This is a genomic window from Pseudomonas fluorescens, assembly GCF_001708445.1.
GTDB lineage: Bacteria > Pseudomonadota > Gammaproteobacteria > Pseudomonadales > Pseudomonadaceae > Aquipseudomonas > Aquipseudomonas gorinensis.
This window is the reverse complement of record NZ_CP015637.1, coordinates 3,668,854-3,690,612: the sequence shown is the minus strand read 5'-3', so window position 1 is coordinate 3,690,612 and position 21,759 is coordinate 3,668,854. Positions and strand designations below refer to the sequence as shown.

Annotated in this window: 15 protein-coding genes; 5 read left to right on the top strand and 10 right to left on the bottom strand. The window is 63.3% G+C overall.

Annotated features, from left to right (window positions below):
* The first annotated feature begins 343 nt into the window (after positions 1-343).
* Positions 344-1,594 (top strand): IS256 family transposase, encoded by a 1,251-nt coding sequence (locus A7317_RS16205; RefSeq protein WP_069074985.1) that lies wholly within the window; start codon positions 344-346, stop codon positions 1,592-1,594.
* Between the two features lie 193 nt (positions 1,595-1,787).
* On the opposite strand, the gene A7317_RS16200 is transcribed toward A7317_RS16205, so the two are convergent.
* On the bottom strand, positions 1,788-6,677 hold the full coding sequence (locus tag A7317_RS16200; protein ID WP_237141769.1) for a hypothetical protein: 4,890 nt from the start codon (positions 6,675-6,677) through the stop codon (positions 1,788-1,790).
* 247 nt (positions 6,678-6,924) lie between these two features.
* Between A7317_RS16200 and A7317_RS16195 the strand changes: the two genes are divergently transcribed.
* The 4 genes from A7317_RS16195 to A7317_RS31300 all read left to right on the top strand — a co-directional run bounded on the left by A7317_RS16195 (position 6,925) and on the right by A7317_RS31300 (position 9,011).
* Complete coding sequence (locus A7317_RS16195; RefSeq protein WP_069076319.1) at positions 6,925-7,215, top strand: DUF5629 family protein; 291 nt, start codon at positions 6,925-6,927, stop codon at positions 7,213-7,215.
* Entirely contained in the window at positions 7,202-8,377 is a 1,176-nt protein-coding gene (locus A7317_RS16190; protein ID WP_069076318.1) for a lactonase family protein, read from the top strand. Before A7317_RS16195 ends, A7317_RS16190 begins: the two co-directional genes overlap by 14 nt.
* Before the next feature lie 156 nt (positions 8,378-8,533).
* The gene (locus tag A7317_RS16185; RefSeq protein ID WP_024075918.1) at positions 8,534-8,713 is read left to right on the top strand and encodes a hypothetical protein; all 180 of its coding nucleotides are present in this window, start codon (positions 8,534-8,536) and stop codon (positions 8,711-8,713) included.
* 172 nt (positions 8,714-8,885) lie between these two features.
* Positions 8,886-9,011, top strand: a complete 126-nt coding sequence (locus A7317_RS31300) for a hypothetical protein (RefSeq protein ID WP_024075917.1) — start codon at positions 8,886-8,888, stop codon at positions 9,009-9,011.
* Here A7317_RS31300 and A7317_RS16180 read toward each other — a convergent pair.
* The 9 genes from A7317_RS16180 to A7317_RS16140 all read right to left on the bottom strand — a co-directional run bounded on the left by A7317_RS16180 (position 9,008) and on the right by A7317_RS16140 (position 21,688).
* Positions 9,008-9,601: a glutathione S-transferase gene (locus A7317_RS16180; protein WP_069076317.1), complete on the bottom strand. Its 594-nt coding sequence runs from the start codon at positions 9,599-9,601 to the stop codon at positions 9,008-9,010. The genes A7317_RS31300 and A7317_RS16180 overlap by 4 nt on opposite strands.
* Positions 9,598-13,236 carry an AAA family ATPase gene (locus tag A7317_RS16175; protein WP_069076316.1) on the bottom strand — a complete coding sequence of 1,213 codons (3,639 nt, stop codon included), beginning with the start codon at positions 13,234-13,236 and terminating at the stop codon, positions 9,598-9,600. The genes A7317_RS16180 and A7317_RS16175 overlap by 4 nt, the downstream gene beginning before the upstream one ends.
* A complete protein-coding gene (locus tag A7317_RS16170; RefSeq protein ID WP_069076315.1) occupies positions 13,233-14,474 on the bottom strand; it encodes an exonuclease SbcCD subunit D C-terminal domain-containing protein in 1,242 nt (413 codons plus the stop codon). Before A7317_RS16170 ends, A7317_RS16175 begins: the two co-directional genes overlap by 4 nt.
* Before the next feature lie 371 nt (positions 14,475-14,845).
* Complete coding sequence (locus A7317_RS16165) at positions 14,846-16,486, bottom strand: BatD family protein (RefSeq protein ID WP_024075913.1); 1,641 nt, start codon at positions 16,484-16,486, stop codon at positions 14,846-14,848.
* Positions 16,483-18,222 carry a tetratricopeptide repeat protein gene (locus A7317_RS16160; protein ID WP_024075912.1) on the bottom strand — a complete coding sequence of 580 codons (1,740 nt, stop codon included), beginning with the start codon at positions 18,220-18,222 and terminating at the stop codon, positions 16,483-16,485. Before A7317_RS16160 ends, A7317_RS16165 begins: the two co-directional genes overlap by 4 nt.
* A complete protein-coding gene (locus tag A7317_RS16155) occupies positions 18,219-19,307 on the bottom strand; it encodes a vWA domain-containing protein (RefSeq protein WP_069076314.1) in 1,089 nt (362 codons plus the stop codon). Before A7317_RS16155 ends, A7317_RS16160 begins: the two co-directional genes overlap by 4 nt.
* Complete coding sequence (locus A7317_RS16150) at positions 19,300-19,794, bottom strand: DUF4381 domain-containing protein (RefSeq protein WP_024075910.1); 495 nt, start codon at positions 19,792-19,794, stop codon at positions 19,300-19,302. Before A7317_RS16150 ends, A7317_RS16155 begins: the two co-directional genes overlap by 8 nt.
* Positions 19,791-20,723 (bottom strand): DUF58 domain-containing protein, encoded by a 933-nt coding sequence (locus tag A7317_RS16145; RefSeq protein WP_024075909.1) that lies wholly within the window; start codon positions 20,721-20,723, stop codon positions 19,791-19,793. Before A7317_RS16145 ends, A7317_RS16150 begins: the two co-directional genes overlap by 4 nt.
* A 5-nt stretch (positions 20,724-20,728) precedes the next feature.
* Positions 20,729-21,688: an AAA family ATPase gene (locus tag A7317_RS16140; protein ID WP_017739127.1), complete on the bottom strand. Its 960-nt coding sequence runs from the start codon at positions 21,686-21,688 to the stop codon at positions 20,729-20,731.
* Positions 21,689-21,759 lie beyond the last annotated feature (71 nt).

Below are 21,759 nucleotides of genomic sequence, written 5' to 3'. Positions count from 1 at the left end.
CACAACTTTTTTCAGCGGTCTGTGGCGAGGGAGCTTGCTTCCGTGGCGGCCTTTGGGCCGACCATGTCGTTGGGTTTGACCGAGTACATATCCGTTGCTGCGGTAACGGCCGCTTAGGGTTCCGCTCTTACAGCGGGTCACTTTTGGAAAAGAGCCCCAAAAGTAACCAAAAGGGCTCTTGCCCCACCACTCGGTACCTCGCTTAGGCTCGGTATGCCCGAACGCAGGCTTGAATCCGTGGGCCGCCGTCATGGGCCATCCCTGGCCCAGGACGGCTAACCCGGCGTCCTGGGGGGTGTCAGAAATTTTGTGTTCGGGCATAACATGAGTAAGAGGTGCATGTATGCCAACCAAAAAGAAACCCGCGTTGCGAGAGCTGCCGAAAATCCCGAAAGAGCTGCTCGAGCAATTCACCGATGGACCGATGACCGCTGAAGCTATCGAGGACGCGTCTGCGGCGTTCAAGAAGGCTTTGATCGAGCGAGCGCTGAGTGCAGAGCTAGGTCACCACTTGGGCTATCCGCCGGGCGCGCAGCGCCCAGAGGATGAAACCAACCAGCGCAATGGCAAAAGCGGCAAGACGGTTCTAACCGGCGACGGTCCGCTCCGACTGGATATTCCCCGCGACCGGGACGGCAGTTTTTCGCCCATTTTGATCCCCAAGCACGAACGCCGCTACACCGGTTTCGACGACAAGATCATCGCCATGTATGCCCGTGGAATGACGGTCAGAGAGATCCGAGCGTTTCTTTCCGAGCAGTACGGTACTGACGTTTCTCCCGACTTCATCAGCTCTGTAACCGACGAGGTCATGGCAGAGATCGGTGCATGGCAACAGCGGCCTTTGGAGCCGATGTATCCGGTTATTTTCTTCGATGCTCTACGGGTCAAAATTCGCGAAGAGGGGCTGGTTCGCAACAAGGCGATTTACTTGGCCCTGGGCGTTTTGCCTGACGGAACACGCGATATTCTCGGCATCTGGGTAGAAAATACCGAGGGCGCCAAGTTCTGGATGAAAGTTTTCAACGACCTCAAGACACGCGGCGTCGAAGACGTGTTGATTGCTGTGACCGATGGACTGAAAGGCATGCCAGAGGCTCTCAACGCCGTATTTCCAGACACGACACTGCAAACATGCATTGTTCATCTGATCCGCAACAGTCTTGATTACGCGGCCTGGGACAAGCGTCGCGAACTGGCCAAGGCGCTCAAACCGATCTATCAGGCGGTGACCGCCGAAGCGGCCGAGCAGGCGCTGGATGCGTTTGAAAGCGGGCCATGGGGCAAGCAGTATCCGACGGTAGTGGCTGCCTGGCGCCGCGCTTGGGATCGTGTGATCCCATTTTTCGTGTTCCCGCCGGCGATTCGAAAAGTGATCTACACGACCAACGCCATTGAGAGCATCAACGCTCAGTTGCGCAAGATCATCAAGACCCGAGGTCACTTCCCGACCGACGATGCGGCGACAAAACTGATCTGGCTTGGACTGCGCAATATCACCGCAAACTGGGGCTCCGCGGCCCATGACTGGAAAAGTGCGATGAATCAATTTGCGATTCTGTACGGAGATCGATTTATCAGGCCAACCTGGTAAAGCATGGCCTGCCTGACGGCAGGCCGTTACCGGCCCGCACACAAAATATCTGACAGTCCCGTGTTTCCTGAATCAACGCGGCGCCTGTGAGTTTTTCGCGAGCAAGAACTAGGCGTCCCCCTCGCTCCTACAGAAGGCGATAAACGTTTAACTGACTGGCATCAGGGCAAACCGGCTCCTTGGGGCGGCTGGGTTAGAGCTTCAGGAACAGTTTTTCATCCAGTGGGGCTTTTATCTGGCTGCGCACGATGCTCTCGATGCGTTTGTTGTCCTGGCCGGCCTGGTTGATGAGGTCTTGTTGCGTCAGGAAGCGCTGTTCCGGGATCTTCAGGTGCGCCGCGCTGTGGTCGGCGCGTGGCGTGGTGGGGGTGGGGTAATGGAAGTGCGCATACCAGAGCACCTTGGGCCCATTTTTCTCGCGCACGGCATATTCGGTAAGGAAGTCTCCGCCCTTGAGTTTTTTGCCACGGTTGACCAGGCCGATATCGACGCGTCCATGTGTCCACAGGTACTCGACGTTTTGTGCGCGGGGGGCCTGGCGCAGGTAGCCGTCACAGCGATGGGCAATGGCACGCCGGCGCATCTCCTTGGCTGCGTCCTGCCATTGCTGCACCCACGCCGCGGTTTCGCTGCGGGCGCCATGGCCGGCCTGGGCTTCCTGCGCAACTTGTTCCAGGCGTTGGGCCTGGGCTTCGAGCATGTCGCTCCAGTCGCTGGGGTTGACCGACTCTCGGCGCGTCGGGTCATCGAGTTTCTTTTTCTGGAACTGGATCGAGCGCTCGATGCCGGCCTGCTCGTCCATCAGCTTGCGAGCACTGCCGATCAAGGCGGATAACGGTTTAGGCGAGGGCGCGGGCGCCGGTTTTATCGGTTCGGCCCGCACGATCTGCACCCACTCGCCCTCGGCCGGGTGCCAGCTGTAACTGGTCAACGCCTGGCCGTTGCGGCTGTCGAGGACATCGATGATCGGAATGTCCTGCCCGGCTTGCGCAGCCCTCAAGGTGCCGACCAGGGTCTGCTTGTCACGGGTCTTGAATACCCTTTTGTTGTTCGACTTGCGCGGCCGTTCCTGGCGCGCCACCGCCACGGGCGGCAGGTGTTGCTCTTCGCGGATCAGATCGGCCAACTCGGCTTGGGCCTGGTCGATCACCCCTTGCAGGTAGTCGACGAACAACTTGCCGTACACCGGCCGCACGCTGACGGGGTCGACGTCCTGGAGTGCCTGGGTGTTGCTCAATTCGGCCCGGTATTGATCGATCAGGTGGCTGAGGACCGCGATACGTTCATCAGTGGTATAGCCTTCGTGCTGTTGCAGTTCGATATGGGAGGTCGCCACGCTATTGAGGTCTGCCCGGTTGAAGCGCGCCAGGAAGAAGGCAACCTCGGGAGACTGTGTGTCGACGCTGCGGTCGATGCTCAATTCGCGCAACGCGCTGAGGCGTTCCAGGTTGGCGTTGAATGGCTGGCCGGCCGGTGGCTGGCGCGTAGCCTTGATAAAGGCTTCGGCCTGTTTCTTGCTCGCGGGCGAATCGTTTTTCCACTCATCGAGTGCCTGGTTATACGCCTCGTTGGCCTTGATCAACCGTGTCAGGCGCTCAACCCGGTGGGCCAGGCTGTCGATGAACTCCGCGTAGGCCCCCGGTTCATTGTTGCGGGTGCGCTCGATCAGGCTGGTCAACGGTTCGCCGCTGATGGCGTGCGAGAGCTCATCGCCGACGTACAGGTAGTCGGTAGTATTGGCGCGCAGTGTTTCAGCGATCGCCTGGTATTCTTCGGCGCGCTTTTCCTTGAAGACGTTGAAGTCCTGGGCCGGGGTCTCGGCGGTGAGCACCTGAATCGCATGCTTGCGGTGGGCGATCAGGGTGTCGACGCTTTTTTGGTAGTCCTCCAGGCGAAGGCGTAACAAGGCGTCCAGGCCCTGGTTCTTCATGCGTTCCTGCTGGTAACGCGCGGTAAAGTCAGCTTTGCGCTCACCGTGGTTTGCCAGGCCCCATAGGGTCTTGAGGGTTTTGTCCGACGTTTGAAGGGCCTCTTGGGTTTCCTTGACACGCTTGCCTGCGGTTTCCATGGCACTCACCGCAGGCTTCATGCGGAACACTTCGTTCACGTACGTTGCGAGTTTCGCCTCGCTCAGTGCGTTGTTGCGCTCCAGCGTGGCTTTCATCCTCGCACTGGACTTGGGCATGCCGCCCTTGAGCTTGGGACGTATATCGAACTGCCATAGCCGCTGGGCATCGCGTGTCAGCGGCGGGCCGGTACGGGCCTTGTCCTGTTCATCGATCACGAAGACGCCGTCCAGGTCCCTCGCCACGCGGAACCAGCGGTTTTCAATACGTGCGTGCAATTTGTTGTCAATGAGGTACAGGCCCTCGGTCTCGCCACGGCTGATGGGGGGCACCGGCGTGGATGGGCCGGGCACGCTGAACGAATCGATCAATGCGCGTTGGGCGGGGCTCAGTTGACGCGGGCTGGAAAAAGCAAAGTCGAAGGGGTGGTGACTATCGGCAAGGCCATCGCCTGTCATTGTGGTGTCCTGCGTGACCACTGCCGGTGCCGACGAGGGCTCCCCGGTGGCACGGCGTAAGGCAATCGACACGTCCGGTCGCTGCGCAAATGGCAGGTGACCTACCGGCCGCTCCGGCGCCGGGTGTGTGTGGCTCAATAAGGTGCTGACATTTACCAGCAGGTCGACCAGCGCTTGTGCCGGGTCGGGGTGACTGGGGTCGCTGGCTTGCTTGATATCGTTTTCAACGCTGGCCAGTTGTACCAACCAGCCCGCCATGGCGCCTGGGCCGCGCAGCACCGGGAGCAGTGTGTTGAATAACAACCAGCCCAGTTCTTTATGGGACGCCCAGCGGCTCTGGGCGTCGGAGACGGACTGGCCCTCGGCGAGCGTGACCAGGCTTCGCGCATTGGTACTGAACAGGTGTTGCATCAGCTGGCCGTCGAGCAACGCCTTGTCCAGTGCCTCGGCCGCGGCATAGCCGTCGACGGCCAACGCCGTCGGCGCGGGCGTGTCGGGTGCATCGAATTCGTTGAACAGGCTGTAGTGCGCAATGTGCGGGGTCTTGAAACCATCGTTGGCGTAGATCGCACGGGTCTTGTCATCGGGCAGCCAGGCCAGGATGCTGTGTTGCAGCGGGCCAGGTGCCTGGACCGCAGCCAGCAGAGCGTCACGGCTGGCAAACTCCAGCAAGGGCGGTGCCAGCAGCGGGCGATACAGCAAGTGCGGGCCGCGTGCCGGGTCCTTGGGCTCGAGGAGGAACATGTTGGCGACCACGTCCGGCGTCGCTCCAGGTTTGTGCAGGAAGGCCAGCGGCCGTACGGTGACGGGCTGCCCGTTGACTGTACGCGGGCCGGTGCCGGGCCGCGTCACCGCTTCGACCAGCCGGTAACCCCCGTCGGTCATGCCGGCTTCGCCCTTGAGCTTGAGTTCCAGGGCCTGCAGGGTTAGTTGCACAGGCACCTGCTCGGTAAACAAGGCGCTGCGCTGCCGCGCCTGCTCGGTATCACTGAGCAGTTGCTGATTGAGCAGGGCCGGATAGTGTTGGCCGATATCGACGCTGCTGATCAGGTCCTTGAGCCTCTGCGGCATCTGCGCGTCGTTCACCCGTTGCCCGCGCAGGCGAATCTCCATGGCGCCCTTGGGCAGGCCGGCAAGATTTTCCAGGGCCATGTCCACCAGGTTCATCTTGATCGGTTCGATATAACCGCTGCCGAGGTCGCCGACCGGCACGTTGAACGTGATCTCCAGGTCTTTGGCGGTATAGCCCTTGGGCGCCAAATGTGCGTTGAGCTGTTGCTCGGCATAGGTGCGCAGGTCGGGGATGTCGGTGAGGAAGGTGCGCCCCTGGTGGCGCTGCACACTGCTGGCCAGCGCAAGGGTCTGGTGTTGGTAGGTGAAACGGTCGGCGTCGCTGGCCTGGGTCAGCCATGGCGGCATCTTGCGTTGCATCTGCTCAAGCCGTGCCGCCGACGCCGTGTCACTGAACCAGTGCGAGGTGTCGCTGGCCTGGGTAAAGACCTGCTCCAGGTTGGTCACACTGGTTTTGGCCGGCAGCTGTATCGCGTCCAGGTTCTGCAACTGTTGATCGAGCATGATGGCGGCCTGGGTATCGAACACGGTGCCATCCGACTCGGTGCGTTTCCAGGTCAGGTGATCGAACGTGAACGTTGCGCTGAGTTGGCGCTCCCAGGCTGTGGCGAAGGCTTCCAGGGAGGTATAAGGCGTGACAACGCCCTGGGCCGTCGCGTGCAGCACCAGGGTGCGTTCGCCCACCTGGCGTGTGATCAAAAGGTCTGGGCTGCTCACCGTAGACGCAGTGCCTTGATGCGTCAGGGTCGTGTCCACCCGGAATACCTTGGCGGCGCCCGCGTCGTACAGGGTATTGCGTTCGCCCGCATCGGGGTAGCGGCTGATCTGGTCGAGGGTTTCGCGTTGCTGCGGGCCCAGGCCGGGTTGCTGGAGGCCGGCGATGCGCAGGGTGTTTTTCAATGTATCGCTGAGCCAGAGCCAGCGGCTGGTGGCGCCAAAGGCCGGCTGGCCCCAGTACTGGCTCAACGCTTCGGCGTAGGCAGGCTTGAGGTTGGGGCGCAGGCTGCGGATCGCCAGCTCGAGCGAATGGCTGTCCAGTGGGGCAGGGCTGCCGGTGTCGGACTTGACCCACTGGCGCGGGCCGGAAAAGTCCAGCTCGGCGCCGCTGGCCAGATGCTCAAGGGCGAGGTCCAGCAGGGGTGTCGGCCGGTCTGGCGATGAACCGGCCAGGGCGGTGTTGGCACTGTCGATTTTCAGCGCGTCGTCGAGCAGTTTGGCGACCACTGAGCGCACGGTCGGGCGCGTGGCGAACTGGTTGGCCACCACCTTGGCGGGCGTGTCGGGCAGTGCCGGGGCTGGATGAGCGGCTGCGAGCTTGCCTTGCAGGCCCAGGGGTACGTTGCCTGGACCTGGGGAGAATAAGCGCGCGGTTCTTATGGGTGTCGCGGCCTCGGGCGCCGGGGTGGCGGGTTGACGGCTGGCCGATGGCTCAGGTTCGATCGGCAACGAAAACGTGAACAGGCGGGGGGTGTTTCTGACCGATTGCATACAGGCACTTCCTTGGCTGGGGGAGACAAAAACAGGCTGGGAAAAATACCCGCCCGTTGCACGCCCAGCTTCGGCAATGCGTTATGAACTGTTTCCAGGGGCCGCGGGAACTCGGGCCCACGCCTTGAGCGGTGCGGGGCAGAGGCGTCTGTTTCGACGTATTTGTAACGCACCCGGTAGCGAAACCGGCACCGTCCTGGGGCCCCTGGGCTATCATTGGCGTTTTCCCGTAGATGATTGACCTGCCATGACTGCCGAAAAACTGCCCGACGTCCTAGCCACCAGCGACATGCTTGAAATAGACGGGCTGCACGCCTTCGACTTCACGCTCAATGATGAGACATTGCAGATCATCGCCATGGACGGGCGTGCGGAAAAACGCTGGAGCTTCAGCCGGCAACAGGTGGAGACCGCCACCTTCGATGAGACCTTGCAAAGCTGGACCCTGATCGGTGACTCCGGCGAGCACCGCCTGGTCTGCATGAGCGCGGTCACCGGCAACAATAACGATGAGGATGAAGCGGATGATGATGCGTAAATTCTGGCCCCTGCTGATGGCGGGCAGTGTCGGTGCGATGTCGGTGCAGGCCGCGCCCGCCGACACCTATGAACTGCTGGTGGGCAGCTACACGGCGGGCAGCAGCGAAGGGATCTACCGCCTGCAATTCGATAGCCGTACTGGCCAGTTCAATGGCAAGCCGGTGCTGGCCGCGAAGGCCGCCAACCCGTCGTGGTTGACGCTCTCCAAAGACCAGAAGCACCTGTTTGTGGTCAACGAGAACGGTCCTGGCCAGAAAGACCCGGTTGGCCGCGTCAGCAGCTACAGCATCGACCCGCAGAGCCATCAGCTGACCCTGATCAACCAGGTGCAGAGCCTGGGCAACGAACCAACGCATTCCAGCGTCGCCGTGGATGGCCGCTACCTGTTCGTCGCCAACTATTCGGTCCTCGAAGATCCGGGCGGCAGCCTGGCGATCCTGCCGGTCGACGCGGGCGGCAAGCTGTCGGCACCGGTGCAACTGAGCGGGCACCCGGCCAGCCGTGTGAACCCCGAGCGCCAGGCCTCCAACCATGTGCATTCGGTGGTGTCATCGCCGGATGGCAAATATGTGTTTGTCCAGGACCTGGGCGCCGACAAGGTGTTTGCCTACCACTATGACCCCAGGGCCAACCACGAACTGCCATTGACCCCGGCGACCCCTGCGTCGGTGCCACTGCCACCCGGCAGCGGCCCGCGACACTTGCTGTTCAGCGCGGACGGCAAGCACGCCTGGCTGACCACCGAGATGAGCGCCCAGGTCGCGGTATTCGATTACAACGACGGTAAGCTCACCCAGACCCAACTGGTGGATTTCGCCGCCGGGCAACCGGTGTCGGACAAAGCGGGTGCCGCGCTGCACGCGTCCAGCGACGGCAAGTTCCTGTACGTGAGCAACCGGGGGACGGCCAATCAGGTGCTGGTGTTCAGCATCGACCCGACCACCGCGCACCTCAAGGAATTGCAGCGCCGCTCCGTGGAAGGCGACCACCCGCGTGAGTTCAGCCTGGACCCGAGCGGCAGGTTCCTGCTGATCGCCAACCAGAAAAGCAATGAAATCGTGGTGGTTGAACGCGACCCCAAGACCGGCCTGCTGGGTAAAACCGTGCAGAAATTGCCGATCGATGCCCCCAGCGACCTCAAGTTCCTGGTGCGTCAATAAGCCACAGGCCCCGCACCGCGGGGCCTGACCCTTTGTATTAATTCGATTAATAGCGGCTACTGTTTCAAAGCATTTCTAAGGCTCAGCCCTCGGGCGTAAGTTTGGTTCCAAGGCCTTCCCCGGCCACTCAACCAAACGAACACAAGGGTTACCGACATGAACTTCAATCTCTTCTCGATCATCGCCGCTTCCGCCGTTTCCGCCACAGTGGCCCTGCCAGCGGCCGCCAGTGTGGAACTGACCGGCAAAAAATCCAGCACCAGCGCCTACACCCAGAAATACCTGCAACAAAGCGCCAACTTCTATGCCGCCCTGGATCACAAAACCCAGCAGTGAGCGCTGATTGACCCTGCACACAAGCAGACGCCAAACCACTGGAACGTAGCCACTTGCGTTCGAGTGGTTTGGCGTTTGTGCGTCGGGAGGAAAAAATAGAGGTAATGGCACAATGACATGTGTTTAAATTTGACGCTGAAATATTGACTCCTTTCTTCCTGGAATCGACAGCATGGCACTCCGACTGGCAGCAGTAATCCTGTTCCTCTATTCCGCCCCGATCCTGTCCTCCGTGCAGCTGGTGGACAACGAGCCGGAGATCGCCCGTGAGCGATTATTGAACTTGGTGGAAGGCTAAGCCTTCGCCATCACCCCGATAAACAGCGGCGATTGCAGGAGCGTGTCCAACCAGCGCTGCAACCCGCTGTAGGGGGTGCCGGCAAACCATTCTCGATCGACATGCGCAAATTGCCGTACAAACGGCAGCAAGGCCATGTCCGCCAGGCTCGGATGGTCTGCGAGCAAATAGGCGCGATGCGCCAGCAACCCCTCCAGTTTCTGCAAGAACATTTCGCCCTCGGCCCGATGCGCTTCCATCGGTTGCTCCGGGTAGCGCTCGGCGTACTTGTATCGATTCAAGTGATGCTTGAATACCTGATCGTTCTCGGCAATCAGTGCCAGCACCGCAGGATCACCCTGCAGCAACCAGTCCTCCGGGTCGTGCTGCGCCAACGCCCATTGCATGATCGCCAGGCTTTCATCGATCACCTGAGCGTCCACACTCAACACTGGCACCGTGCCTTTTGGGGACAGTGCCAGCATTTCAGCGGGCTTGGCTTTCAGGCTGACTTCGATGATGCGTACGGGCACGCCGGAATAACCCAAGGCCAGGCGCGCGCGCATCGCATACGGGCAGCGCCGGAATGAATACAGCAGCGCTTCGCTCACTTGACCTCCAGGGTGCTCAGGCCGTTGCCCTGGCGCTTGACCTGGATCTGCACCGGGATGCGTTCGTGCATTTCCTGCACGTGGGAGATCACCGCCACCTTGCGGCCCTGGGCCTGCAAGCCGTCCAGGGCGTCCATCGCCAGTTGCAGCGACTCAGGGTCGAGGCTGCCGAAGCCTTCGTCGATAAACAGCGATTCGATCTTCAACGTACTCGACGCCATCGACGCCAGGCCCAATGCCAGTGCCAGCGACACCAGGAATGTCTCGCCGCCGGACAGCGAATGCACCGAGCGCAGTTCGTCGCCCATTTCGGTGTCCATCACCAGTAGCCCGAGCATGCTGCCACCGCGCTTGAGGCGGTAGCGGCGTACCAGCTGGCGCAATTGCACGTTGGCATGGTGCACGAGCAAGTCGAGGTTATAGGCCTGGGCGATCTTGCGGAACGTGTCACCGGTGGCCGAGCCGATCAGCGCATTCAGGCGCGCCCAGCGTTGCCACTCGTCATAGGCTCTGGCGATTTGCTCGGCCAGGGCGTGGTTGGCGTCCTGGCGACGTTGGTCGTCGGCTTGGCGCGCACGCAACTCGGCGCACTGTTTTTCGCCCTCGGCCAATTGCTGGTTGAGGGCGGCCAGGGCGCTGTCGAGCGCTTCGGCTTCCAGGTTGCCGTTGTGCAAGGCCAGGTGTTCGGCCAGGCGTTGTTCGCGCTCTTGCAGCAAAACCTTGGCTTGTTCGACGGCTTTTTCGCTGTGTTGCACCTGCTGGCGCAGTTCGCTGACCTGCTTGTCGTCGAACGCCAGCAGGCGGGCCAGGCCGTGGTCATCCAGTTCGGGGTGCAGGGCGCGCCATTCGTGGGTGCGGGCATCGAGGGTGTGCTGTTCGGCTTCGAAGGATTGCTGGCGCTCCTGCTGGGCCTTGAGGTCGGCGGCCAGTTGGATCAGTTGGTTGCGGATGTCCTGCAACTGCTGGTTGGCGTCGGCCTCGCTCTGGCGTGACTGCACCACCACCTGTTCCAGCTGCTGCTGCCAGTGTTCGGCGCTGGTGTGCTCGCCCAGCAGCGCGGTGAGCGTGGCCTGGGCGGCCAGCTGTTGCTCGCTCAACTCGGTGACCTGCTGATGCAAGACGTCGAGCTGCTGTTGGCGATGCTGCTGGTGCGTGTGTTCTTTCTCGATGGCCCGCTGGCGTTCCTGCTGCTCGGCCAGCTCGTCATGTTGATGACCAAGCTGCTCAAGGCGCTGGCTGACCTGCTGGTCCAATTGCATGAAGGTCGCGGCCGGGTCGCTGCGCAAGCCTTCCAGGGTGTCGGCGGGCAGCAGGCTGGCGAAGGCGTTGAGTTCTTCGTCGAGGCGCTCGCGGTCGTTGGACAGCTCGCGCTGCTGGTCGACCAGCAATTGGCGTGCCTGCTGGCTCGCGTCCTGGGCGGCTTGCAGTTGTTGCTGCAAGCGCCCGGCGTTTTGCTGCAGGTTGAGCAGGGCGCCCTGGCGTTGTTCGTCCTGGGTGATGCTTTGGGTCAGTTGGCTGAGTTGCTGGGCCAACCAATGGCTGCGTTTGGCTTCGTCCTGATTGAACAGCGAGGCCGCCAGTGGGTGCGCGTCCAGGCTGGGCTGGAGCGCGTGCTGTTGGGTTGCCAGGTGTTCCTGTTGTTGCAGGAATTCTTTTTGCTGGGCGATCAGGCCGCCCACTTCGCCACGTAGCTCGGTGAGTTTTTCCTTGAGGGTGTCGACGGCTTTCTGCGCCGTGGCCTCTTCGCTTTCATCATGGCGACCCAGGCTTTGCAGCAGGGCCTCGGGCTGGTGATACGGATGCTCATGGCTGCCGCACACCGGGCAGGGCTGGCCGTCCTGCAATTGCTCGCGCAATTCCTCGACGCTGGCACTGCGCGCCAGGCGCTGGCGTTCCAGCAGTTGCTTGGTCACCGTCAGGGTTTGTTCGGCGACGGCCAGTTCGGCCTTGGTTTGCAGGCCGGTCTGGTTCAGTTGTTCGCGCTGCTGCTGGGCGTCTGCGAGTTTTTGCGTCAGGGCTGCGGCTTGCTGGTCCAGCTGTTGTTGGCTGTCCCACAGGCGAGTCAGGTCTTCGAAGGCGCGTTGCTGCTTGCGATTGTCTTGCAGCAGGCTGGCCAGCAATTGGATCTGCTCGGCCACGGCGTGCGGCTCGGCACCGGCTTCTTGGTACAGCAGGTCGAGCGCGTCACGTTGTTGGGCGAACTTTTCCGCGGCGGTCGTGGCGCGCTGTTCCAGTTGCGGCAGTTCGGACTGGCCTTTCTTCAGGCGATTACCGATCAGCATCAGCTGTTGCAGGCGGTCGCGGTAGGCGCCCCAGGCCTCGCTGAGCGGGGCGAGGGCGCTGCTGCGTTCAAGTTCGGCGGCCAGGCGTTGCAAGCGCTCGGCAACGTGGGTGTGCTTGTCCTGCAAGCCCTTGAGCAGCGCCTGGCCTTCGGCGCAGGCGGTTTCGTGTTGCTGTTTGTCCTCGGTGCGCTTGGCCAGGTCTCTGGTCAAGTGGGCGAGGGTGCTTTGTGCTTCAAAGGCCTGGCGCAGCAACGGCACGGCGTCGCCCTGGGCCTTGAGGGCTTCGGCCAGTGCCGCCTGGGCCGATATCTGCTGTTGTTGGGCCTGGGCCTGGCGGGTATGCAACTCGGCCTGTTGCTCGATGTGCGCCTGAATCTGCGCGGCCAGCGGCGCCAGCAAGGTGAGGAGTTCTGCCCTGCGCGCAAACTGATGGCGTTGCGGTGCCAGTTGATCGAGGCGGCTCAGGTCCTGGCGCTGCGTGGCCTGGTTGTCCCACTCCGCTTGCGCACGCTGGAGCTGCTCGGTGGCACTGCTCTGGCGCTCCTGCCATTCGCGCAGTTCCTTGAGCCAGGTGTGCTGCAATTCCAGCTGTTTGAGCTGGTTTTGTTGGGTTTTGAGCTGTTGCTGCGCGTCGGCCAGTTGCTGGTCGAGTTCGGCGCGGGCTTCAGGCGCCAGGGGCACCACGCCAGTGGCCTGGTCTTGCAGCTGCTTGTGCGCGTCCTTGGCGTCCTTGGCCTTGTCGAAGGCCCGACGGCCCAACTGGGTGTAGAGCGCGGTGTCGGTGAGTTTTTCCAGCAGCTCGCTGCGCTCGTTGTCGTTGGCCTTGAGGAACGCACTGAACTCGCTTTGCGCCAGCAACACCGCGCGGGTGAATTGCTCGAAATTCAGGCCCAGGGCCAGTTCCAGCTGGGTCTTGTATTCGGTTTTCTGGCTGGCCAGCAGTTGGTCGCTGTCCAGGTCGATCAGGCTTTGCCGGCTGTTTTGCAGCTTGCCGCTGGCTTTGTCACGTGCGCGGTTGGCTTCCCAGCGCGCGCGGTAGCGACGGCCGTTGACGCCGACGAAGTCCACCTCGGCATAACCGCCGCCGGTGCCGCGACGGATCAGGGTACGCGGGTCACCGATGGAGATATCGGTATCAGCGTCGGGCATCTTGGCCTGGCCGGTATCGCCCAGGCGCGGCACCGCGCCGAACAGCGCCAGGCACAGGGCATCGAGCAGGGTACTTTTACCGGCGCCGGTTGGCCCGGTGATGGCGAACAGCCCGGCGCTGGCCAGGGGCTCGGCGGTAAAGTCGATCTCGAACGGGCCGGCCAGGGAGGCGAGGTTTTTCAGGCGGATGGCGAGGATCTTCATGGCTGTTCGCCCTCCTGTTGTACTTCCTGGAGCAGCACGGCGAAATCCTTCAAGGTCTGTTCATCCACTTCACTGCCGTAGCTGTCCTGCCAGGCGCGACTGAACAGCTCCTGGGGAGTGAGCTGGTCGAGTTCGATCAGGTGTTGATCGTCCGTGTCGTCGCTGCCGCGTTTGCCGGCGTATTCGGCAGCGATGCGCACCAGGCGCACGGCCTTGCCTTGCAGGGCGGTTTCGATTTGCTGGCGCAGGTCGGGTTGCGGCTCGTCCAGGCGTACCCGCACCTCCAGCCAGGGATGGCGCTGGGTTTCGGCCAACAGGTCGATGTCGGGCAGCTCGGCCAGTTGCTTGAGGATGTCGGCCAGGGGCGCCGCTTCCAGGCGTTGCAGGTTGACCGAACGCGGGATCAGGAGCGGCTCGACGCTGACCAGTCGTTCGCCCTGGAACGTCACGTCGAGAATCTGGTGCTTGTAGCCAATTTCGGAAAACGACAGTGGAATCGGCGAGCCGCTGTAGCGAATGCGCTCTTCGCCATTCACCTTTTGCGGCTTGTGCAAATGGCCGAGGGCGACATAGCCGACACTTTTATCGAACAGTTTGGCCGGCAGCGCCTCGGCATTGCCGATGATCAGGCTGCGCTCGGAGTCTTCCGACACCGAGCCGCCGGCCATGTGCGCATGGCTGATGGCAATCAGCGCCTGGCCTTTTTTGCGTTTGGCGTTGGCGGCGGCGATCAGCCATTCATGGACCTGGCCGATGCCGTGCAGGTAGTCGTCGCCCAGGTGCGCCCCGGTGACTTCCGCCGGGCGCAGGAACGGCAGCGCCAGGCACCACGCGGCAACCTTGCCCTTGGCATTCGGCAGGGGAATCAGCAGGCGTTCGGCGTCCAGTTGGCCGTCGTCCAGCCATAGCACGCGGCCCAGGGCATGGGTGTGCAAGCGCCGCATCAACGGGGCGGGCAGTTCGATCCGCGAGCCGGAGTCGTGGTTGCCGGCGATCATTACTATGGTGAGGTCGGGGTTTTGTTCGTGGGCGCTGATGATGAAGTCGTACAGACGCTCCTGGGCCTTGAGCGGCGGGTTGACCGTGTCGAAGATGTCGCCGGCGATCAACAGCACGTCAGGTTGGTGGGTATGGAGCTGGCGCAGCAGCCACTCAAGGAAACAGGCATGTTCGAAGTCGCGTTCCTGGCCGTGCAGGTTTTGCCCAAGGTGCCAGTCGGAGGTGTGGAACAGACGCAAGGCGAACTCCGCGGAGAAGATGAAAAGGAGGGGAGTTTACCTGTATTGCGAACACGCTGCTTCAGACGACGCATAACCCCCCTTTGGCAATCAGGCCGTTGTGACAAGCGGGCAGCCGTGGCGAGCAGGCTTGCCCTGCGTTGGGCCGCGAAGCGGCCCCTGACAAAGACACCTGCGCTGTGTCAGGCGCGCCTCAGTGGCTGGTTTTGGGGCCGCTTCGCAGCCCAACGCAGGGCAAGCCTGCTCGCCACAGCAGCCCTGTCTGCCGGGCGTTCAGCGTCGAGCCAACCCATCGCAATCAGGGGCAAGTCGAATCGTCGCACGGCCCCTCCCATATTTTGATTTGTGGAGTGTCAGGGATGCAGCGGGGCTTATTTGGGATATAGCGGCGGCAAGCTGGTGGTATCCGTCGCTGGGTCCTGCTCACGCTCGGCCATCGGGATGGCTTTCACCGCACGCCACAGGTCTTCGCCGACCCAATAGTGGCCGCTCTCGCTGTAGAGCGCGCCGTTCAACCCATCCAGCGCATCCGACAGCGGCACGAACCGCGCCGCCATGTCGGCCAGGGTTTCCGGCTGTTGCCGCGCCCACGCATCCAGCGCCTGGCGGGTGGCCTGGGGGTCGTTGGCCTGGGCGGCGCGCTTGAGGTCGTCGAGCAGGGTGCGCGGGCTCGGGCCGGTCTGGGCGGCGCGCAATACGGCCGGCTGCCAGCGTGCCCGCCACCACAGGCCGAAGCCGAGCAGGGTGGTGCAAGCCAGGATCAAGGTGCTCAGTTGCCACAGCCACAGGCGGCTATCGTCGGGGGCGGTGATGATGGTGGGGGTGGCGGGGGTGTCCACCACCAGGCTCGGGTTGTTCGCGACTTGCAGGGTGCGGGCCGGCAGGCTGGTGCGTTCCAGGTGATCTTCGTGGGTGTTCCACCACACCACTTCCACCGGTGGCAGCTCAAGGGCGCCGACGTGGGTGGGCACCAGCGCTTCGCGGTCTTCGCGGCTGCCGATCAGGCCGCGGTCGTTGTTCTGGTTGGCGAGCACCGGTTGGTCCGGGTAGCGGCGCAGGCCGTTGATGTCGGTGCTGGGCAGGGCCGGCAGCTGCGCGCTGGACAAGCCTTCGGCCTTGAGCGTGAGGCTGCGGGTCAGGGAGTCGCCGACCTGCACGTGGGTCGGCTCGGGGTTCCAGTTTTCGCTCAAGGTCAGGCTGCGTGCCGGTAACCAGGGGGCGTCGGCCGGGTAGAGTTCCGGCTTCGGCTTGACCGTCAGTTGCAGCGGCGCGGAGCTGACGTGAATCAGCTTGCCGGGCTTGGTGCCTTGCAAGCTGTTCTCTTGCTGCGGACGCGACTCCACCAACGTGGCGCTGAAGGTCTGCGTGGGTATCGCCAGGTTGCCGCTGTGCTGCGGGTAGATGGCATAGCGGGTTTCGATCACACCGTGGCGAATGCTGTTGATGACCTTTTCGTAGGTGCGTGACTCGCCCAGTTGCTCGATGCGCGCATCGGGGATCTGCAACGGCGTGAGGCTGCTGTCGTCGTACAGCGACACCGAGTGGTAGACGCGCAGTGTTAACAGGGCCTGGGCCTGGACGTACACGGTGGACTGGTCGAGGTTGGCTTCGACAAAGACCGGCGCGAGTTCGGCATTGGTGTCCTGGCTGCTGGTTTCCACGACTTGCAGGGTAATGGGCTGGGTCTTGTATTCACCCACTTGCAACGGTGGAATCACCACGTTGCCGTTTTCCTTGGGCAGCAGGGTAATGATCCAGCGCGTGGTGGCGTGATTGTCGCCACCCAAGGTGGTGAGCTGGTTGATCTGCCGGGTGCCGCTGACTTCGAACTGCGCATCCAGGGGCGACAGGTCCGGCTTGCCGAACTGGGTGACGTCGCTGGATTCCACCGTCAGTTCTACCGTTTCCCCGGAGTTGAGGCGGCTGCGGTCGACGCTGGCGACCAGGCTCGCCGCCTGGGCGTGGCCTGCCGATAACGCGAGCAGAAGCAGAAGGGTGGTGCGGCGGCTCATCGAGTCTTGTCCTGATGCTGTTGCTGTTCGTACCAGAATTTGCGCCGCAGCAGTTCGCCGGGGTTGTCCGGGATCTCCTGCAGCCATTGTTCCAGGGCCTGGCGGCGTTCACCGTCAAGGCTGGTGTCCGTGGGGCGCAAGGGCGGGGTGGTGGTCTGCTCATCCCCCAGCTCGCTGCCCGGCACGTCATTGCCACCGGCCTGCGGCGTGGCGCCGGCCTGGGTATCATGGGTGCCGGTTTCACCCTGGGCTGGGGATGACTCCTCGCCTCCTGTGGCACTTTGCCCAGTGGCGCCCGGTTGCGCAGTTTGGCCGGGTTGGGTGGTTTCGTCATCCTCGTTTTTTGCCGGCTGAGTCGGCTCGGGCTGGGCCTGTTGCTGGATCAGGCTCTCCACCAGGGCTTTGTTCTTCAGGGCCGGTTGCAGGTCGGGCTGGGCTTCCAGCGCCTGTTCATAGGCGTCGATAGCCGCTTCCAGTTCGCCGGACTTGGCCAGGGCATTGCCGCGATTGTAGTGGGAATAGGCGTCGCTGCCCTCGGCGAAACGCTTGATGGCCTCGGCGTAGTTACCGGCCTCGTATAGCGCCACGCCTTGCCATTGTGGGTCTTCGAAACGCTCGGCGGCTTCGGCGGGGTGCTTTTTCTTCAGCAGGTACTGGCCTTGCTGGTCAGGGCGCAGCCAGAGGTCCTGGAATTCGAACGCGTAGCTGGGCTGCGGCGCGCCCAACAGCAGCAACGGCAGGCAGAACAGCCAGCCCCGGCGCCCGGCGCAGGCGGCCAGCAGCAACAGCGGCAGGAGCAGCCAGTAGCCCTGGTCGGCCCAGGTGTCGAGGTGCAGCAGTTGGCCGTCGTTGCGCAGGGCTTGGGGCGTGTCGAGTACGCCAAGTTGGCGCAGGTCCTTGTCGTCCAGGCGAGCGGCGCGGTAACGGCCGCCCATCTCGCTGGCGAACGCCTTGAGCGTCGGGCTGTCGAGGCGCGGCACCAGGATCGCGCCCTGTTCGTCCTTGAGGAACTCGCCGCTTTCCTGGGTCACCGGCGTGCCTTCACGGCTGCCAACGCCGAGGATCGACAGGCTGGGCGCCTGGCTGCCTTGCAGCAGCAAGCGAATGCCCTGGCGTTCCTGTTTGGACAGCGAGGAGCCAATCAGCAACAGGCGCCCCTGGCCGAGACCGCCTTGCTTGAGCAGGCCCAGGGCTTTGTCCACGGCCAGGTCGGCGCGATGGCCGGGCTCGGGCATCAGCGAGGGGCGCAGGGCTTCGAGCAGGTTGCGGCTGGTGGCCAGGTCGTCCGACAGCGGCACCAGTATGTGCGCACTGCCGGCATACACGACGATGGCGGTTTGCGCGTCGCTGCGCGCCTGCAACAAGTCATACAGTTTGCGCCGAGCCTGTTCCAGGCGGCTGGGCGGGCTGTCGGTGGCGAGCATCTCCGGGGTCAGTTCCAGCAGCACCACCAGCGGGTCGGACGGTTTCTGGCTGGTTTGTTCCACCCGTTGCCAGCTCGGGCCGAGCAAGGCGAGAAGCGCGAGCAGCCAGGCGATGCCGAGGATCACCCAGGGCGATTTGCTTTCGCGCCCGTTGCCGCCGCTGAGCAGCACGGCGTGGAAGGCCGGTGGCAGGATCATCTGCCAGCGCCCGGCGCGTTTTTGCCGATGCCACAGTTGCCACAGCAACCAGCCGAGCAGCGGCAGCAGCAACAGCCACCAGGGACGGAACCAATGCGGCCACAGGTCGATCATCGACGCCTCCGCAAACGCAGGCGGTTCAGGCGCTGGCGCCATTCAGGGTGTTGTTGCAGGAAATGGCCCTTGGTGGAGAGTTTGTTGAACAGCCGTTGCAAGGCGTTGTTGGGCCAGCGCTCCTGGATCACCAGCAACAGGCTTAGGATCAACGCCAATGCCAGGGGGGCGCTGTAGAGCGCCTGGGCGGGGCGGGCCTGGGTGGGTTGTTGCTCGACCGGTTCGAGTTGATCAAGGGTGTCCTTGATCGCTTGCAGTTCCTCGCCGTCGCGCGCGCGGAAGTAGCGCCCGCCGGTGGCCTCGGCGATTGCCTTGAGCGCCGGTTCGTCGAGGTCCAGGCTCGGGTTGACGCCCAGGATCCCCAGGGAGCCGGTTTGTTCGGGGTCGGCACCGATGCCGATGGGGTAGATCTTCACGCCTTCCTCAGCCGCCAGGCGCGCGGCGGTCAGCGGGTCGATCTGCCCGGCATTGTTGGCGCCGTCGGTGACCAGGATCAGCACGCGGCTTTGCGCTGGACGCTGGCGCAGGCGTTTCAGGGCCAGGCCGATGGCGTCGCCGATGGCGGTGTTCTTGCCGGCGATGCCGATGCGCGCTTCATCCAGCCAGGTGCGTACAGTGCGGCGGTCGAAGGTCAGCGGCGCTTGCAGGTAGGCTTGGCTGCCGAACAGGATCAGGCCCACGCGGTCACCTTCGCGCGCTTCTAGGAAGTCGCCGAGCAGGTGCTGGACCAGGCTCAGGCGGCTGACGTCCTCGTCCTGCCAGTGCATGTCGGGAAAGTCCATGGAACCGGACACGTCCACCGCCACCAGTAGATCGCGGCCACTGGCGGCAATCGGCAGCGGTTCGCCGAGCCACTCGGGCCGGGCGGCGGCCGTCAGCAGCAGCAGCCACAGCAGCACGAACGGGGCCTGCTGGCGCCAGCCGGGCAGGTTGACCCGCGCGCGGCGGCGGGCGAGGCCTTCGAGGTCGCTGAGGTAGCTGACTTTCAACGCCGGCTCGCCGCTGTCGGCCGCCGGCAATATAAGCCGCATCACCCAGGGCAATGGCAACAGGGCGAAGATCCACGGCCAGGCGAACTCAAACATGTTTGCGAATCCAGGTGTCGACGGCTTGGGTCAGGCCCGCGATGGCTTTGTCATCGAGTTTGCATTCGGGTTTATAGGCGCCTTCCACCAGCACCATCCAGCGCGTGAGGCCGGCGGCGGGGCAGCGGTTATCGAGGAACGCCAGCCATTTGCGGCCGTTGAGGGTGTGGCTCTGGCTGTAGGGATAGTCGTTGCGGCACAAGCGCTTGAGCAGGCCATTGAGCTGCTGCAGCCAGGCGCCGGCGGGGGCGCCGTCATAGGGTTTGGGCATCAGGGCGAGTTCCGCCAGGGCCGCGATGCGCAGCGGGTCGAGCGGTTGTTCGGCGCGAGCCAAGGGGCGCCGCGCGGGCACAAAGCGGCGCAACGACCACAGGCCCCAGCCCAGCAGCGGGATGATCAGCAGCAACAGCCACCAGCCGGGCGCGGGTGGCCAGAAGCCAATGCTCGGCGGGGCGATCAAAGGTTGCAGTTGGTCGAGGCTGCTCATTGCTTTTTAACCGGGCGTTGCGGGTTGAGGTATTCGCGCAGTTGCTCGACCATTTCACTCTGGGTGCTCAACGGCATCAACAGTATTCGCAGTTTCTGCGCGAGCAATTCCCAGCGGGCGATGCGCGCTTCGGCCTGGGCCTTGTAGGCTTGGCGCAAGTCGAAATTCAATGTGTCCAGTTCCAACTGTGCGCCTCTTTGCGCGAAACGCAGCAGCCCGGCGGCGGGCAGGGCATGGTCCAGCGGGTCGGAGATCGGCATCAGCAGCAAGTCGCAATGGCGTGACAGCAGGCTCAGTTGTTGTTCTGCACCTTCGGTGAGGGCGCGTTCATCACAGATCACGATCACCAGGCTGCCCGGGCGCAGGACTTCACGCCCACGGCGCAGGGCCATGCCCAGGGCGTCGGCTTCGGGGCGGCTCTCGGTGTTGAGGCTCTGGTTGACCCGCACCAGGCGGTTGAGCAATTGCAGCAGGCTTTGCTTGCTGCGCCGGGGTTTGATTTCGTAGTGCTCGTTGTCACCGAACACCAGCCCGCCGACGCGGTCGTTATGCCCCAGGGCTGCCCAGCCGATCAGGCTGGCGGCCTGGGCCGCCAGCACCGACTTGAACATCTGCCCCGAACCGAAAAACAGCCGGCAACTTTGCTCCACCATGATAAAGATCGGGCGTTCGCGTTCTTCGTGGAACAGCTTGGTATGCGGTTCCTGGGTGCGCGCGGTCACACGCCAGTCGATGGTGCGCACGTCGTCCCCGGCCTGGTACACGCGCACCTGGTCGAAGTCGACGCCGCGCCCGCGCAGTTTGGAGTGGTGCAGGCCGATCAGCGGGCTGCGCTGGCTCGGCGTGGAAAACAGCTGCACTTCGCGCACGCGGTGGCGCATCTCAATCAATTCGCTGAGGGTGACGCGGATTCCATCGCTGGCGTTCATCGACTTCAAGCGACGGCAACGACGTCGAGAATGCGTTGTACCACGCGGTCCTGGTCGATCCCGGCGGCTTCGGCTTCGAAGGACAGGATGATGCGGTGGCGCAGCACGTCGAACAGCACCGCCTGGATATCTTCCGGGCTGACGAAGTCACGCCCGGCCAGCCAGGCATGGGCACGGGCGCAGCGGTCGAGGGCGATGGAGCCGCGCGGGCTGGCGCCGTAGGCGATCCATTCGGCCATCTCCGGGTCGAACTTGGCCGGGGTGCGCGTGGCCATGACCAACTGCACCAGGTATTCCTCCACCGCATCGGCCATGTACAGGCCGAGGATTTCCTTGCGCGCGGCAAAGATCGCCTGCTGGCTGACGCGGCGTTCAGGCTTGGTTTCGCCGTTGAGCGCTTCGCCCCGCGCCTGTTGCAGGATGCGCCGCTCCACGGCGGCGTCCGGGAAGCCGATCTTGACATGCATCAGGAAGCGGTCGAGCTGGGCTTCGGGCAACGGGTAGGTGCCTTCCTGCTCGATGGGGTTCTGCGTGGCCATCACCAGAAACAGCGGCGACAGCTCATAGGTGCTGCGCCCGACACTGACCTGGCGCTCGGCCATGGCCTCCAGCAAGGCGGATTGCACCTTGGCCGGGGCACGGTTGATTTCGTCGGCCAGCACCAGGTTGTGGAAGATCGGCCCCTGTTGGAACACGAAGCTGCCGGTTTCCGGGCGATAGATCTCGGTGCCGGTGATATCGGCCGGCAACAGGTCGGGAGTGAACTGGATGCGATGGAACTGCGCTTCGATGCCTTCGGCCAGCTCTTTGATCGCCTTGGTCTTGGCCAGGCCCGGCGCGCCTTCCACCAGCATGTGGCCGTCGGCGAGCAGGGCGATGAGCAGGCGATCGATGAGTTTTTCCTGGCCGAGAATCTGCGTAGAAAGAAAGGTTCGCAGCGCAAGCAGCGCTTCACGATGTTCCATCGATGACGGTTCCTGGAGAGATGAGCCTGGTGGTCGAGCGCGAGCGCCAGGCTTGGGAGGCTTACTTTAAT